The organism is Variovorax sp. TBS-050B (assembly GCF_029893635.1).
Lineage (GTDB): Bacteria > Pseudomonadota > Gammaproteobacteria > Burkholderiales > Burkholderiaceae_C > Variovorax.
On sequence record NZ_JARXYR010000002.1, the window covers coordinates 3,124,716 to 3,139,224 of the forward strand.

18 protein-coding genes and 1 pseudogene are annotated in these 14,509 nt (G+C 71.0%); 8 read left to right on the forward strand and 11 right to left on the reverse strand.

From position 1 onward, the window contains the following. Window positions 1-82: 82 nt before the first annotated feature. Window positions 83-526 carry a universal stress protein gene (locus M2165_RS17485; protein ID WP_015866434.1) on the forward strand — a complete coding sequence of 148 codons (444 nt, stop codon included), beginning with the start codon at window positions 83-85 and terminating at the stop codon, window positions 524-526. Here M2165_RS17485 and M2165_RS17490 read toward each other — a convergent pair. Further along, window positions 510-1,187 (reverse strand): RluA family pseudouridine synthase, encoded by a 678-nt coding sequence (locus M2165_RS17490; RefSeq protein ID WP_280815855.1) that lies wholly within the window; start codon window positions 1,185-1,187, stop codon window positions 510-512. The genes M2165_RS17485 and M2165_RS17490 overlap by 17 nt on opposite strands. 166 nt (window positions 1,188-1,353) lie before the next feature. Between M2165_RS17490 and M2165_RS17495 the strand changes: the two are divergent. Beyond that, window positions 1,354-2,554 (forward strand): annotated as a pseudogene (locus M2165_RS17495) (MFS transporter). A gap of 15 nt (window positions 2,555-2,569) precedes the next feature. Here the strand turns inward: M2165_RS17495 and M2165_RS17500 are convergent. Genes M2165_RS17500 through M2165_RS17510 form a run of 3 tightly spaced genes read right to left on the reverse strand, consistent with a single transcriptional unit; the run spans window position 2,570 to window position 3,272 of the window. Beyond that, on the reverse strand, window positions 2,570-2,851 hold the full coding sequence (locus M2165_RS17500; RefSeq protein ID WP_280815856.1) for a 2Fe-2S iron-sulfur cluster-binding protein: 282 nt from the start codon (window positions 2,849-2,851) through the stop codon (window positions 2,570-2,572). Beyond that, entirely contained in the window at window positions 2,848-3,129 is a 282-nt protein-coding gene (locus M2165_RS17505; RefSeq protein WP_280815857.1) for a VF530 family protein, read from the reverse strand. The genes M2165_RS17500 and M2165_RS17505 overlap by 4 nt, the downstream gene beginning before the upstream one ends. Beyond that, window positions 3,126-3,272: a hypothetical protein gene (locus M2165_RS17510; RefSeq protein WP_280815858.1), complete on the reverse strand. Its 147-nt coding sequence runs from the start codon at window positions 3,270-3,272 to the stop codon at window positions 3,126-3,128. The genes M2165_RS17505 and M2165_RS17510 overlap by 4 nt, the downstream gene beginning before the upstream one ends. Before the next feature lie 91 nt (window positions 3,273-3,363). Between M2165_RS17510 and M2165_RS17515 the strand changes: the two genes are divergently transcribed. Continuing rightward, window positions 3,364-3,882 carry a GNAT family N-acetyltransferase gene (locus M2165_RS17515; RefSeq protein ID WP_280815859.1) on the forward strand — a complete coding sequence of 173 codons (519 nt, stop codon included), beginning with the start codon at window positions 3,364-3,366 and terminating at the stop codon, window positions 3,880-3,882. 88 nt (window positions 3,883-3,970) lie between these two features. Beyond that, complete coding sequence (locus tag M2165_RS17520; RefSeq protein WP_280815860.1) at window positions 3,971-4,870, forward strand: DUF808 domain-containing protein; 900 nt, start codon at window positions 3,971-3,973, stop codon at window positions 4,868-4,870. A gap of 13 nt (window positions 4,871-4,883) precedes the next feature. Here M2165_RS17520 and M2165_RS17525 read toward each other — a convergent pair whose 3' ends face one another. After that, entirely contained in the window at window positions 4,884-5,093 is a 210-nt protein-coding gene (locus M2165_RS17525; protein ID WP_280815861.1) for a hypothetical protein, read from the reverse strand. A gap of 103 nt (window positions 5,094-5,196) precedes the next feature. On the opposite strand from M2165_RS17525, the gene M2165_RS17530 reads away from it, so the two are divergent. The 3 genes from M2165_RS17530 to M2165_RS17540 all read left to right on the forward strand — a co-directional run bounded on the left by M2165_RS17530 (window position 5,197) and on the right by M2165_RS17540 (window position 7,077). Further along, window positions 5,197-5,469 (forward strand): DUF2164 domain-containing protein, encoded by a 273-nt coding sequence (locus tag M2165_RS17530; protein ID WP_280815862.1) that lies wholly within the window; start codon window positions 5,197-5,199, stop codon window positions 5,467-5,469. A gap of 50 nt (window positions 5,470-5,519) precedes the next feature. After that, a complete protein-coding gene (locus M2165_RS17535; protein ID WP_280815863.1) occupies window positions 5,520-5,969 on the forward strand; it encodes a hypothetical protein in 450 nt (149 codons plus the stop codon). Between the two features lie 79 nt (window positions 5,970-6,048). Further along, the gene (locus tag M2165_RS17540; RefSeq protein ID WP_280815864.1) at window positions 6,049-7,077 is read left to right on the forward strand and encodes an enoyl-CoA hydratase/isomerase family protein; all 1,029 of its coding nucleotides are present in this window, start codon (window positions 6,049-6,051) and stop codon (window positions 7,075-7,077) included. On the opposite strand, the gene M2165_RS17545 is transcribed toward M2165_RS17540, so the two are convergent. Then, entirely contained in the window at window positions 6,987-8,090 is a 1,104-nt protein-coding gene (locus tag M2165_RS17545) for a M14 family metallopeptidase (RefSeq protein WP_280815865.1), read from the reverse strand. The genes M2165_RS17540 and M2165_RS17545 overlap by 91 nt on opposite strands. Before the next feature lie 31 nt (window positions 8,091-8,121). After that, complete coding sequence (locus tag M2165_RS17550; RefSeq protein ID WP_280815866.1) at window positions 8,122-9,441, reverse strand: MFS transporter; 1,320 nt, start codon at window positions 9,439-9,441, stop codon at window positions 8,122-8,124. 124 nt (window positions 9,442-9,565) lie between these two features. Between M2165_RS17550 and M2165_RS17555 the strand changes: the two genes are divergently transcribed. Further along, window positions 9,566-10,504 carry a LysR substrate-binding domain-containing protein gene (locus tag M2165_RS17555; protein ID WP_280815867.1) on the forward strand — a complete coding sequence of 313 codons (939 nt, stop codon included), beginning with the start codon at window positions 9,566-9,568 and terminating at the stop codon, window positions 10,502-10,504. On the opposite strand, the gene M2165_RS17560 is transcribed toward M2165_RS17555, so the two are convergent. From M2165_RS17560 to M2165_RS17575, 4 genes are all read right to left on the reverse strand, one after another. Then, window positions 10,467-11,246 carry an enoyl-CoA hydratase/isomerase family protein gene (locus M2165_RS17560; RefSeq protein WP_280815868.1) on the reverse strand — a complete coding sequence of 260 codons (780 nt, stop codon included), beginning with the start codon at window positions 11,244-11,246 and terminating at the stop codon, window positions 10,467-10,469. The genes M2165_RS17555 and M2165_RS17560 overlap by 38 nt on opposite strands. Continuing rightward, window positions 11,243-12,466, reverse strand: coding sequence for a CoA transferase (locus tag M2165_RS17565; RefSeq protein ID WP_280815869.1), 1,224 nt, complete (start codon window positions 12,464-12,466; stop codon window positions 11,243-11,245). The genes M2165_RS17560 and M2165_RS17565 overlap by 4 nt, the downstream gene beginning before the upstream one ends. A gap of 37 nt (window positions 12,467-12,503) precedes the next feature. Next, on the reverse strand, window positions 12,504-13,490 hold the full coding sequence (locus M2165_RS17570; protein WP_280815870.1) for a tripartite tricarboxylate transporter substrate binding protein: 987 nt from the start codon (window positions 13,488-13,490) through the stop codon (window positions 12,504-12,506). Between the two features lie 68 nt (window positions 13,491-13,558). Continuing rightward, on the reverse strand, window positions 13,559-14,497 hold the full coding sequence (locus M2165_RS17575; RefSeq protein ID WP_280815871.1) for a LysR family transcriptional regulator: 939 nt from the start codon (window positions 14,495-14,497) through the stop codon (window positions 13,559-13,561). Window positions 14,498-14,509 lie beyond the last annotated feature (12 nt).

Consider the following 14,509-nt stretch of genomic DNA (forward strand, 5'->3'; position numbering starts at 1 on the left):
CCCCGGTACTGAGGTTAAATTCAAAGGCCGGCTCGAGCGCGAGCCGCGCCTGTCTGTATGCGAACGAAAGTGAGGCCCGCCAATGTTCAATCACATCCTGGTTCCGATCGACGGCTCCGAAACTTCCATGCTCGCCGTCAGCAAGGCCAGCGGCCTGGCATTGGCCTTCGGCAGCCGGATCACGCTGATCCACGTGATCGACAACTACCCCTTCATCGGCGTGGGCGCGGACTATGCGCTCGGCCAGAACGAATACCTGGCCGCGGCCACGGCCAGCGCCAATGCGGCGCTCGCGCGCGGCGTGGCCGCGCTCGCGGCCGAGGGCCTGCACAGCGACCAGCGCGTGATCGACGGCCACGTGGTGCATGAAGGCATCGTCGACACCGCGATCGCGATCGCGGCCGACCTGATCGTGATGGGCTCCCACGGCCGCAGCGGCATCGAGAAGCTGCTGCTCGGCAGCGTCACGCAGCGCGTGCTGCAGGACGCGCCGATGCCGGTGCTCGTGGTCAAGGGCGGGCTGTAGACAACCCGAACGCCGGCGCGCTCGCAAAGCGCACGGGCTGCCCCGTCGCCGGATGCACGAAACCCAGTTCGCTCGCATGCAGCAGCAGCCGCGGCGCGCGTGCGCGGACCGCGTCGCTGCCGTAGAGCGCATCGCCGAGGATCGGATGCCCGATCGACAGCAGATGCACCCGCAGCTGGTGCGAGCGCCCCGTGAGCGGCTCCAGCAGCAGGTGCGTGGCCAGGGCGCCATCGGCGCCTTGCGCGGATGAGACCGCGCGCCAGCGCGTGAGGCTCGGCTTGCCCGCCGGGTCCACCTTCTGCAGCGGACGGCGCGGCCAGTCGGCCATCAGCGGTTCGTCGATGACGGACCATTCCGCCTTCACCGGCAGCGCACCGTCCACGATCGCCTCGTAGCGCTTGTGCACCAGGCGGCCCGCGAAGGCGTCGCCGAGCGCCCGCTGCATCGCCGGGTTGCGCGCCATCAGCACCAGCCCGCTCGTCGCCATGTCGAGGCGGTGCACGACCAGCGCGTCGGGCCAGCGCCGCATCGCGCGGGCGCTCAGGCAGTCCTGCTTGTCCTCGCCGCGCCCGGGCACGCACAGCAGGCCGGCGGGCTTGTTCAGCACCAGCAGGTGGGCGTCTTCGTGGACGACGAGGTCCGGATGGTCGATGGCGGGCATGGAGCCGCGAGTGTAGAGACGTTAGAGACGCCAGAGCCCGCACGCCGGCGCGGCGCATGGGGCCTCGGCTATCCTCGAAGCGATGTCCGGCCCCGCTTCGTCGATTCCCGCTTCCGTTCCCCTGCCGCCGCCGAGCTTTGCCGACCTCCGGCGCGAGCGGCCCTTCATGCAGCTCTGGGTGGCGCGGCTCTTCGGCACCGCGGCGGCGCAGATGCTGCTCGTCGCGATCGGCTGGCACATGTACGAGCTCACCGGCAGCGCCTGGGACCTCGGGCTCGTCGGCCTCTACCAGTTCGTGCCCGCGCTGCTGCTCGCGCTCCTGGCGGGCCACGTGGTCGACCGCCACCACCGCGGCCGCATCGTGGCCGCCTGCTTCGCGGTGCAGGGCGCCGTGGCGCTGGTGCTGCTGTTCGCGGTGGTGCGGCACGGCGATTCGCGCGGCCTGCTGCTGGGGCTCTCGCTGGTGCTCGGTGCGGTGCGCGCCTTTCAGATGCCGGCGCAGCAGGCGCTCACGCCGCTGCTGGTGCCGCCCACGCTGCTCGCGCGCGCGATGGCCTTCAGTTCGGCGGGCATGCAGGGCGCCATCATCGGCGGGCCGGCGCTCGGCGGGCTGCTGTTCGTCGCGGGCATGGCGGTGGTGTACGGCGCCAGCGTGCTGTGCTTCGTGGTCGCCTGCGCGCTCGTGCTGCGGCTGCGCTACGCCTACACGCCCGCGGCGCGCGAGCCGGTCACGCTGGCCACGGTGTTCGCGGGCGTCGACTTCATCTGGAAGCGCAAGCCCGTGCTCGGCGCGGTCTCGCTCGACCTGTTCGCGGTGCTGCTGGGCGGCGCGGTGGCGCTGCTGCCGATCTACGCCAAGGACATCCTGCACACCGGGCCCTGGGGCCTCGGCCTGCTGCGCAGCGCGCCGGCCGTGGGCGCGCTCGTGATGTCGATCGCGCTCACGCGCCGGCCGATCGAGCGCCGCATCGGCCGCACGCTGCTGATGGCGGTGGGACTGTTCGGCCTGTGCATGGTGGTGTTCGGCATCTCGCGCAGCTTCTTCGTGTCGCTGGTCGCGCTGGCGGTCTCGGGCGGCGCGGACATGGTCAACGTCGTGATCCCGCCAGACGCTGGTGCAGCTCGAAACGCCCGACGCGATGCGCGGCCGCGTGAGCGCGGTCAACTCGATCTTCATCGGCGCGAGCAACCAGCTCGGCGAGTTCGAGTCGGGCGCCACCGCGGCACTGCTCGGGCCGGTCGGCTCGGTGGTGGTGGGCGGCGTGGGCACGATGCTGGTGGCGCTCGGCTGGTTCAGGCTGTTCCCGTCGCTCGCGCAGCGCGACCGCATGGTGGTGGCCCAGCAGGCGCCGCTGCGGGCCCCCTGAGCCAGGCGGCGCGCTTCAGAACAGCGGGAACGCCGCGGGCGCCCGGAGCACGAGGTCGCTCTGCGCCTCGGCCACGCAGGGCAGGATCCAGCCTTCGGCCTTTTCCTCGGCGCTCAGGCCCGGCCATTCGATGAAATGGCGCGTGGCGCCCGACAGCCGCTGGCAGATGCAGGTGCGGCAGGTGCCGTTGCGGCACGAGCTCGGCATCTCGATGCCCGCCGCCTCGGCCGATTTCAGGAGCGTGGCGCCGGCCTCGGTGTCGAAGACCAGGCCCGAGGGTTCGAGCCGGACCTTCACCGCGGGGCCTGCGGCTGGCCGGCGCGCCGCTGTTCGCGCAGCATGAACAGGTACAGGCTCTCGACCTTCTCGCGCGCCCAGGGCGTCTTGCGCAGGAACTTGAGGCTGGAGCTCACGCTCGGGTCGGTCGTGAAGCAGCGCACCGGCACCATTTCGCCCAGGCGCTGCCAGCCGTAATGCTCGGCCAGCGCCTTGACGATGGCCTCGAGCGTCACCCCGTGCAGCGGATTGCGCGGCTGGGGCCGGGCCTGCGGCGGCGGCGCGGGCGCGTCGCTCACTTGTTCTTGAGCTTGCCGCGCGGAATGACCGCGGTGGTGACGGTGCGCACCGGCTCGATGCCGGCACCCGGCGCCTTGGGCGGCGCGGTGTCCTTCTTCGGTTTCTTGGCTTCCTTGTTCGAGCGCTGTTGACCCTTGGCCATCTGGACCTCCTTGTTGATGTCGCCGGTATTGAGAGCGGGCAGTTTAGCGGTGCGGCGACAATACGCGGTTCCATTTGATTCCCCCGCATTCATGTCCGATTACGAAGTCCGCCCCGCCACGATGCGCGATGCCAAGGCCGTCGCCGAAGTCCATGCCCTGGCCGCCAAGGCCGCCTACGAAGGCATCCTGCCCGAAGACGAGCTGCGCGCGCTGGCACCCGCCTCGCGCGAAGCCAAGTGGCGCGAAGCCATCGAGTTCAGCGAACCCCAGGTGCAGGTGGCGGTGCACGAGGGCCAGGTCGTCGGCTTCGTCGGTTTCGACCGCTCGCGCGATCCCAAGACGCCGTCCACCACGGGTGAGATCTGGGCCATCTACGTGCTGCCCGAGCACTGGGGCAAGGGCGTCGGCGTGGCGCTCTGGGACGCCGCGCGCGAAGGCCTCGAGGAAGAGGGCTGCACCACCGTGACGATCTGGGTGCCGATCCGCAACGACCGCGCCATGCGCTTCCACGAGCTCGCCGGCTTCAAGCGCGAGATGAAGACCGCCAAGACCACCGCGATCGGCACGGTCCGCATCGAAGAGATACGCCTCAAGCGCAACGTCGCCTGAACCGGCGCCGCCCGCGTGCGGTTATTGCCGCGCCGTCACCGGTTGCGGATAAGCTCGCCGCTTTCCTTCATCCCACACCCGGATCGCCATGGCCACCAGCCTGCTTCTGCTGCTTGACGATATCGCCACCGTCCTCGACGACGTCTCCATCCTCACCAAGGTTGCCGCCAAGAAGACGGCCGGCGTGCTCGGCGACGATCTGGCGCTGAACGCGCAGCAGGTGTCGGGCGTCAAGGCCGACCGCGAACTGCCGGTGGTGTGGGCCGTCTGCAAGGGCTCGTTCATCAACAAGGCCATCCTGGTGCCCGCGGCGCTCGCCATCGGCACCTGGCTGCCCTGGCTCGTCACGCCGCTCCTGATGATCGGCGGCGCGTTCCTGTGCTTCGAAGGCTGCGAGAAGCTGGCCCACAAGTTCCTGCACAAGGAGGAGCACGCGGCCGACGTCGCCCGCCACGAGCATGCGGTGGCCGACGAGGCGGTCGACGTGGTCGCGGTCGAGAAGGACAAGATCAAGGGCGCGGTCCGCACCGACTTCATCCTCTCGGCCGAGATCATCGCGATCACGCTCGGCACGGTGCAGGGCCAGCCCTTCACCACGCAGCTCAGCGTGCTGGTGGGCATCGCGCTCATCATGACCGTGGGCGTCTACGGCCTCGTGGCCGGCATCGTCAAGCTCGACGACGCGGGCCTGCACCTGAGCAGGAGCGGCAGCGCCGCTGCGCGCGGCCTGGGCCGCGGCATCCTGGCGGCGGCGCCCTGGCTCATGAAGGGCCTTTCGATCGCGGGCACCGCGGCCATGTTCCTCGTCGGCGGCGGCATCCTGGTGCACGGCGTCCCGGCGCTCGGCCATGCGGTGGAGGACTGGGCCCATGCCGCCGGCGGCGTGTTCGGCACGCTCGGCTCGATGGCGGCCAACGCGGTCGTCGGACTCGTGGCCGGCGCCGTGGTGCTTGCCGTGGTCGAGCTCGTCAAGAAGCTGCGCCGCTGAGCGGCGCCTAGCATCAGCGCCGCGTGTTCTTCGCGCGCTGCACCAGATCGACCACGACCAGCGCCACCCCGAGCACCACCGCGAACCAGCCGACCAGGTAGGCGCCCGCGATCATCTCGAACCAGGCCGAGCCCTGGAGGAAGCGCGGGCCCAGCAGCACGGCGGCGCCGATCACGATGCAGAGGATGCCGCGTTCGAGGGTGCGGAGTTGTCTAGAGGCCATGGTGGGTTGTCGCGAGGTCGGTGGGTTGAAGCCGGAAGGCGGGCGCCATTGTCGCAAGGACGGCGCATTGCAGAATCCAGCCCATCGCCGCAAGGAAGAACCCATGACCATCGAGATATCCCGGGAAGCCCGCCAGGAGGCCATCCAGTCCATCGAACGCTACTTCCGCGAGAACATGGAAGAGCCGATCGGCAACGTCGCCGCGGGCGCGCTGCTCGGCTTCTTCCTCGAGGAGGTCGGGCCGCTGGTCTACAACAAGGCCGTGGCCGACGTGCAGGAACGGCTGCAGGCGCGGGTGTCGGAGGTCGACCTCGAGGTGCACGAGGACGAGTTCCAGTACTGGCGCAAGTTCGAGCGGCAGAAAAAGAGCCGGTAGGCGCCGGGCGGCTGCCGAAGATGCATCCGGACGTTGCAGAATCCGGGGCCATGCAACACCAACGCCCGTCCGACCGCTCCGTGGCTTCGTCCTCCTTTTTCCTCTTCTCCTGCCGGCTGCGGCGCGCGCTCGCCGCGCTGCCGCTGGTGCTCGCGGCCTCGGCGGCCGTCGGCCAGCAGGATCCTTCGACCTTTCCGCTCGATGCGGTCGGCTACCTGAACGAGGAACTGCCGCGCATGGAAGCCGCCGTGGCCGCCAGGGACCGCAGCTTCTTCCACGGTGCGATGGCGCGCACGGTGGACTTCACGGAGCGCTGGGGCTTCAAGGTCAAGGCCAATCCGGAGCTCGCGGCCTATCCGATGTGCACTTCCGCGGTCATGGACTACGCGGTGGTCGGCATGTGCAGGCTCACGCCCGGCGACGACGCCTGCGAGCCCGGCCTCGCGGCGCGCTTCGCGGCCAATGTGCAGCGCTGCCGCGAACTGGCCGCGCGAAAATAGATCGCGTTCGCGCCCGCACGGGCGCGGAATCGGAAACCAGGAAAGCACCCGCCCGCGCGCCGGCACGACGGAGACACGCATGCACTACGACCGCTACCAGACCCTGTCCATCCAGCGCCGCGGTGCCAACGGCGCGGTGCTCGACATCCAGATGCGCGCCGCCAACGGCAAGCTGCCGACCGCGGGCCATGACGGGCACCGCGAACTCGCCGAGATCTGGCGCGACGTGGCGGCCGACGACAGCGTGCGCTGCGCGGTGCTGCGCGGCGAGGGGCTGGGCTTCTCGGGCGGCGGCGACCTCGCGATGGTGCAGGACATGACCACCGACGACGGGGTGCGCCAGCGCGTGTGGAAAGAGGCGCGCGACCTGGTCTACAACCTCATCAACTGCGACAAGCCGATCGTGAGCGCGATGCACGGTCCTGCCGTGGGCGCGGGGCTGGTGGCGGGGCTGCTGGCCGACATCTCGATCGCGGCCCGGGGCGCGAAGATCGTCGACGGCCATACGCGCCTCGGCGTGGCCGCGGGCGACCATGCGGCCATCGTCTGGCCGCTGCTGTGCGGCATGGCCAAGGCCAAGTACCACCTGCTGCTGTGCGAGCCCGTGAGCGGCGAGGAAGCCGAGCGCATCGGGCTGGTGTCGCTTGCGGTCGATGAGGCCGACCTGCTGCCGCGCGCCTACGAGGTCGCCGACCGGCTCGCGGCCGGCAGCCAGAGCGCGATCCGCTACACCAAGTACGCGCTCAACAACTGGCTGCGCCAGGCCGGCCCGACCTTCGATGCCTCGCTCGCGCTCGAGTTCATGGGCTTCGCGGGCGCGCGACGTGCGCGAGGGCGTGGCCTCATTGCGCGAGAAGCGGGCGCCGAACTTCGGTTGAGGCGAAACGCCGATTTCCGGACGCAGAGGACGCGAAGGTTCCGCAGAGGACGCGAAAGAGACAAGAAAACCTTCTTGGCTGTTCCTTTTGCGACCTTCGCGAATCCTTCGCGTCCTCTGCGTACGGCTGTCCGCTTTCATTACGCCTTGCGCAGCCCCTGCAGGGTCTGCAGCAGCACCACCCGCGCCTGCCCGAGCACCATGCCCTTCCACTCGTCGTTGTCGCAGTAGAACGCGTCGCGCAGATGGCGGCGGATCTCGCGCTTCTGCGCATCGGGCGCTTCGGGATGGCGGCGCAGCCAGGTGTCGGCGCGCAGGCGCGTGAGCACTTCCTGGTCGGGCAGGGTGCCGAACTCCAGGCCCATGGGCGCGATGCGGGCGGCGGGGCATTCGTCGTAGGCGATCGACACCACCGGGCCGGAGACGTCGGCCGAGGCCGAGTCGCCCGCGAACGGCGCGAACACGTCGGCGCCCCACCAGGCATGGGCGAGCGCGAGGTCCTCGGGCGTGTTGCGGCCGGGGTAGATCTTCTCGCCGTGACCGTAGGGGCCGAGGCCGGTGTGGATGTCGATCCATCCGAGGTGCGTGGCCGACGCGCCGTAGCTGCGCAGGATGCCGCGCATCGTGCGGTTGCTCCACGAAGGTGCGGTGCCGCCGTAGAAGAGCCCGTTGGGCGAGCTGTACTGGCCCTTGGTCACGGCCTCGCGGAAGGCGCGCATGCCGCGCCGCGCGATGTAGGCGGCCATCGCGGCCTCGTCGGCCGGCGTCGGCGGCCAGGTGGCCGGCAGCACCAGCGGCTCGACCTCCGCATAGTCGGCGTTCACCGGCAGCGGCGCGCCGAAGTCGATGTGGTTGCGGTTGAGGTCGATGTTGTCCTCGTTGGTGCGGTGCAGGTGCGAGAAGCCGTGCGGATTGACGGCATGCACGAGCAGCAGCGCCACGCCGGCCTGCTCGAAGCGGGCCAGCAGCTCGGCGTCGTGCAGCGTCGCGACCTGCGCGCCGGAGCCGCAGAAGCCCTCGGGGCCGTGCGTGCCCGAGCTCACGAGCAGCAGCTTCTTCGCGTCCTTCGCGCCGAGCAGCGCGAGGTCGGTCGCCAGCTCCTCGCCGAGCGCGCCGCGGTGCGCGGGATGCACGAAGCTCTCGATCGCGGCGCCGCGCGCAGCCGCCGCGTCGAGGAACTTCGCGCGTGCTTCGGCATAGGTCCCGGAGAAGTGGCGGACGCTGCCGCCGGCGGATGTCTGCATGGAGTACTCCAGTGTGGGGAAAGATGACCGGTCAGCGCGCCGGCGCATGCGCGCCCGCGGCATCGATGTCGCGGCCCGTGTGGTCGCGCAGCCAGAGCAGGCCCAGCAGCGAGACCACGGTCATCGCCACCAGGTACCAGGCCGGCGCGAGCTTGCTGCCGGTGGCGTTGAGCAGCCAGGTGCTGATGAACGGCGCGAAGCCGCCGAACAGCGCCACGCCCACGCTGTAGACCAGCGACATGCCGCTCGCGCGCACCGCCTTCGGGAACATCTCGGGCAGCATCGTGATGCCGGGCACGGTCTGCGCCACCAGGCCCACGCTCAGGAGCCCGAGCACGGTGAACAGCACCGCGGGCGTCGGCGAGGCGTTGAGCCAGAGGAAGCAGGGATAGATCACGATGGCCATCGCGATGCGGCTCCAGAGGATCAGCGGCTTGCGGCCCACCACGTCCGAGAGCCGGCCGACGAAGGGCGCGAGCACGAACGAGATCAGCCCCGTGAGCCCCGCGCCGAGCAGCGCCACCGAAGGCGCCAGCCCGAGCTCGCGCACCGCGTAGGTCGCCATGTAGAAGGTGACGACGTAGGCCGCGGTGGTGCCGCCGACCAGCAGCAGGATCGCGGCCAGCACCGTGCGACCGTGCTGCGTGCAGACCACCTTGAGGCTGCTCTCGCGCGGCGCGCGGGCGGCGGTTTGCGGCGCGACGTGCAGCGACTCCTCGAGATGGCGGCGGATGTACATGCCCACGGGCGCGATCAGCATGCCGATCACGAAGGGCAGGCGCCAGCCCCAGTCCTGCATGGCCTCGGGCGTGAGCGCGAGCGTGAGGCCACCCACCACCACCGCGCCCATCAGCACGCCCAGGCCCTGGCTCGCGAACTGCCAGCTCGCCATGTAGCCGCGGTTGGCCGGCGTGGCGTGCTCGACCAGCAGCGTAGTCGAGGCGCCGACCTCGCCGCCGGCCGAGAAGCCCTGGATCAGCCGCGCCACCACGATGACGATGGGCGCCGCCACGCCGATGGCTGCGTAGGTGGGCGTGAAGGCGATCAGCGCGCAGCCCAGGGCCATCAGGAAGATGGTGAGCGTCATCGCCTTCTTGCGGCCCGCGCGGTCCGCATACGCGCCGATCACGATGCCGCCCAGCGGCCGCATGATGAAGCCGACGCCGAAGCTCGCGACCGTCAGCAGCAGCTGGCCGTACGAGGTGAAGGTCGGGAAGAAGAGCTTGCCGATCACGAGCGCGAGAAAGCCGTAGACCGTGAAGTCGAAGAACTCGAGGCCGTTGCCGATGGTGGTGGCGACGATGGTCCGGCGCCGGCTGGCGGCCGGGGGCGGCGTGTCGGGATTGCGCATGTCTCTTTGGATGTGTGAGTTGTGTGGGAGGGCGTTCGCGGGCCGTCGGCCGCGGCGGATGCTAGAGACTCGCCGCGGTCATGAAAAGACAATAATTGGTCGACAGCGATAACTTTTGGTTTTCATGAAGCCCAATCAGTTGCACGCCTTCGTGGCCGTGGTCGAGCAGATGAGTATCCGCGCCGCGGCGCGCGTGCTCGGGATTTCGCAGCCGGCGGTGACCAAGATCGTGCGCGAGCTCGAGCGCGAAGTGGGCGCGCCGCTCGTGGAGCGCAGCGTGAAGGGCGTGCGGCTCACCGCCTACGGCGAGGCCTTCGCGCCGCGCGCGCGGCTGCTGCTCGCGGACATGCGCCGCGCACGCGACGAGATCGCGCAGATCCGCGACGGCCTCACGGGCAGGGTGTCGCTGGCCGTCAGCACCTCCTTCGCGCTCACCGTGCTGCCCGCGGCGTTCAAGGACTTCCATGCGCGGCTGCCGGCGGTCGACGTGCAGTTCAGCGAGGCAGTGCTGCCCTCGATGCTCGCGCGCCTGCGCGAGGGCGCGCTCGACTTCGCGGTGGCCCACGTGGTGCCGGGCCGGCTCGATCCGCAGTTCGAGGCGATCGCGCTTTTCCCGGTGCAGCTGGTGGTGGGGCTGCGCCATCGGCATCCGCTGCGCGCGAGCCGCTCGATCGCCGAACTGCTGAAGGCCGAGTGGATCCTGCCCGGCGACGACCATTTCAGCGGCCGCGACTCGGCGTCGGCGCTGCTGCCGCTCGGGCTGCCGGCGCCCGCGCGCGTGATCCAGGGCCATTCGGTCACGGTGGCGCTGTCGCTCGTGGGGCAGATGGACCTGATCGGGCTCTTCGTCGAGCCGCTCGCGGCGCTGAGCTTCCAGCGCCACGGCATCCGGCGCGTGGAGGTCGCCGAGACGCTGCCCGCCCTCAGCGTCTGCGTGCTCAAGCGCCAGGGGCAGTCGCTCACGCCGGCCGCGCAGCACTTCGTCGAGTGCATCCAGCGTGCCGCGGAAGCGGGCGGCGCGGGCCTCAGCGGCCGCGCCAGGCCGGCGCCCGCCCTGCGGTGAACGCCGCCACGCCCTCGGCGAAATCCGCGCTACCGTAGCAGCGCCGCACGAGGTCGTCGCTGTCGGGCGCGCCCTGCACCGTGCCGCGGCGCAGCGCCTCCTTGGCCGCTGCCTGCGTCACCGGCGCCAATGCGGCGAGGCGGCCGCACAGGGCCTCGACCGCGGTATCGAGCGCATCCGCTTCGCAGACCTGTTCGAGAAAGCCGCAGGCAAGCGCTTCGTCCGCGCCGAGGATCTGCGACAGCAGCAGCATGCGCCGCACCGGCTGCAGGCCCCAGGCCGCGCGCAGCCGCGCGAAGTTGAGCGAGGACAGCGTGTTGCCCAGCGTGCGCGCGATCGGCACGCCGAAGCGCGCACCCGGCGTCGCGATGCGGAAGTCGCAGGCGGTCGCGATCGCGAGTCCGCCGCCCACGGCCCAGCCCTCGACCACCGCGAGCGTGGGCATCGGCAGCGCCTCGATCAGGCCGATGCCGGCGTCGATGCGCCGTTCGTAGGCCACGCCGTCGTCGCCGCCCGCGAAGTCGCGGAACTGCGCGATGTCGGTGCCCGCGACGAAGGCCTGGCCGCCGGCGCCGCGCATCACCACCACGCGCACCTCGCCCGCGCGCGCCGCGAGCGCTTCGCAGTGCGCGCCGAGCTGTTCGTACATGGCCCAGGTCATCGCATTGCGCGCGGCGGGGCGGTCGAAGACCAGCGTGGCGATGCCGTTCGCCACCGCCAGGCGGACGCTGCCTTCGCTCATGAACCGAAGGCCCCCGCAGCGGCCAGCGCGCGCTGCGCCTGCGCATCGATGCCGAGCTCGGCCAGCACCTCGGCCGTGTGCTCGCCGAGCAGCGGCGGCGGCCGGCGCACCTGCTGCGGCGTGCCGCCCATCTTCACCGCGAAGCCGATGTTCGGCACCTTGCCCTCGACCGGATGATCGATCTCGATGCGCATGCGGCGGTGCCGGCCGTGCGCGCTCTCGAAGGCCTCGGGATAGCTCAGGATCGGGCCCGCCGGGATGCCCACCGCGAGCAGCCGCTCGATCCAGTGCGCGCAATCCGCCTCGGCGAAGCTGCGCTCCAGGCTCTCGACCAGCGCATGGCGGTTGGCGAGCCGCAGCGACACGGTGGCGAAGCGCTCGTCGTCCAGCAGGTCGGGCCGCGCGAGCGTGCGGCACAGCGTCTGCCAGAGCTTCTGGTTGGTCGCGCCCATCACGAAGTGGCCGTCGGCCGCCTTCACCGCCTGGTAGGGCGCGCTCATGCGGTTGGCGGTGCCGAGCTGCTCGGGCTCGCGGCCGGTGCCCCAGTACTCGCTCATGTCCCAGATGGAGAAGGCGAGCGCCGAATCGAACAGCGAGGCGTCGACGTACTGCCCGCGCCCGGTCGCCTTGGCGCCGATGTAGGCCGAGAGCATGCCGTAGGTGGCGAACAGCGCGCAGCCGATGTCGGCCACCGGCACGCCCGCCTTGGCCGGCGGACCGCCGGGATGGCCGGTCACGCGCATGATTCCCGACATCGCCTGCGCCATCAGGTCGAAGCCCGGCCGCCCGGCCCAGGGCCCGCTCTGGCCGAAGCCCGAGATGCTCACGTACACCAGCCGCGGGTTGATCGCGGCCAGCGTCTCGTAGCCGGCGCCGAGCCGCTGCATCACGCCGGGGCGGTAGTTCTCGACCAGGATGTCGGCCTCGGCCACCAGCTTGTAGAGCACCTCGCGCCCGCTCTCGGACTTCAGGTCGAGCGCGATGCTGCGCTTGTTGCGGTTCATGTTGAGGAAGCCCATGCTGTCCGTGCCCTTGAGCTTGAAGCCCATGGCGCCGCGCGTCTGGTCGCCGCCCTGCGGCGGCTCGATCTTGATCACGTCGGCGCCGAGGTCGGCCAGCAGCATGCAGGCATAGGGGCCGGCCATGACCTGGCTGACGTCGAGCACGCGCACGCCGGCGAGCGGCAGGGGCCTGGAAGTGGAGGAGGGGGAGTCGCTCATCGGTGAAGTCTTTGGTGGAAGAAAAGGCGGCGCGGCTTCAGGCATCGGCGCGCACGCCGGCCTCCTTGACGATGCGCGCCCACTTGGCGTGCTCGGCTGCGATGAAGGCGCCGAACTTCGCGGCGCTGCCGCCCGCGTCCTCGGCGCCGAACTCGTCGAGCCGCTGCGCGATGTCGGGCAGCGCGAGCACGCGGTTGATGTCCTCGTTCATGCGCTGCACCAGCGGCGCGGGCAGCCCGCGCGGGCCGACCAGGCCGTACCACGAGGCCGCGTCGAGGCCGGGAAAGCCCGACTCCGCGAGCGTGGGCACCGCGGGATGGCTGCGCGCGCGCTCGAGCCGCGTCTGCGCGATCGCGATCACCTTGCCCTGCTTCACGAAGGGCGTGGCGGCGGTCATGGTGTCGAAGGCGTAGTCGATCTGCCCGCCGAGCAGGTCCACCACGAGTGCGCTCGATCCCTTGTACGGCACGTGCACGGCGTCGACCTTGGCCTGCAGCTTGAACATCTCGAACGCCAGATGCTGCGCCGAGCCGATGCCCGAGGAGCCGAAGGACACGCGGCCCGGCCGCTCGCGGCAGAGCGCGACGATCTCGGGCAGGGTGCGCGCCTTCTGCGCCGGCGCGCAGGTCAGCATGTTCGGCGTGACGCCGACCAGCGCGAGCGGCGTGAAGTCGCGCCGCGGGTCGTACTTCACGCCCGAAAGCAGCGCGGGCGCGATCGCGTGGCTGTTGACGTGCGCCATCAGCAGCGTGGCGCCGTCGGCGGGCTGCTTGCTCACGTGGTCGGCCGCGATCACGCCGGTGGCGCCGGGCTTGTTCTCGACCACCACCGTGGCGTTCCAGAGCGCGCCGAGCTTCTGGCCGATGACGCGCGCCAGCACGTCGGTGCCGCCGCCGGGTGCGAAGCCCACGACGATCTTCACGGCGCCGGGCGGTGCCGCCGTGTCGGCGGCGGCCGCGCGCACGAGCGCCGGTGCGGCGAGGGCGGCAGCGGCGGCCGCGAGGTTGAAGCTTCTGCGTTGCATGGCGTGTCTCCGTCTTTTTCCTTGGAAGGTCGACGGATGGTGCGCAAGGGCCGCACCGGGCGCCATCGCTATTTGGGCGAAGCAGGATTCGCGTTTTGCGTATCCGCGCCCGGCGGCCGCGCGAGCACCGCGGCCACGCCGGCCGCCGCGCGCGAGAGCGCCTCGGGCGCGCGGTGGCACAGCACGAACTGGCGCCGTGCCCAGTCGCCGCGGATCGCGAGCCGCGCGAAGCGGCTGCCGCCGGCCACATGGCGCGCGATGGCCGCGGGCATCACGCCGATGCCGAGGTTCTGCGCCACCAGCGCCGCGATGCTGTCGAAGCCGCCCACGCGCATGCGCATGCGCAGCAGCTGGCCGGCTTCGTCGGCAAGCCGTTCCAGCATGAGCGAGATCGCGGAGCCTTCGCTGAGCACGATCAGGTCGCAGCCCAGGATGTCCTCGATCGCCACCTGGCGCCGCCGCGCGAGCGGATGCGCGCGCGCGGTCACCGCGACGAGTTCGTCGCTGCGGTAGGGCAGCGTCGGCAGCTCGATCGCGCCGAGGCCGGCCTCGTAGATGCCGATGTCCACCGTGCCGCGCCGCAGCGCCTGCTGCACCACCTGGCTGTTCATTTCCTGCAGGTCGATGCGCACGCCAGGGCAGGCGGCGGCGCAGCGCTCGATGTCCTGCGGCATGAACTGGATCACCGCCGACTTCGGCGCCGCCACGCGCACCACGCCCTGCTCGCCGCCGAGGTAGGAGGCCGCGTCGTCCTGCATGCGCAGCACCGTGTGCGTGATGCTGCGCGCATGCGCGAGCATCGCGCGGCCCGCGTCGGTCAGCACCATGCCGTGCGGCCGGCGCTCGAACAGCGCCACGCCGAACTGCGATTCGAGCTCGAGGATGCGGCGCGAGGCCGCGGCCGGCGCCATGTGCAGCCGCTCGGCGCCGCGCGTCACGCCGCCGAGCTCGGCGGTCGCGATGAAGAGCTGGACCGTCGTGAGGTCGAAGTGCAGCCTTGCAGTCACAGGACGACCTTC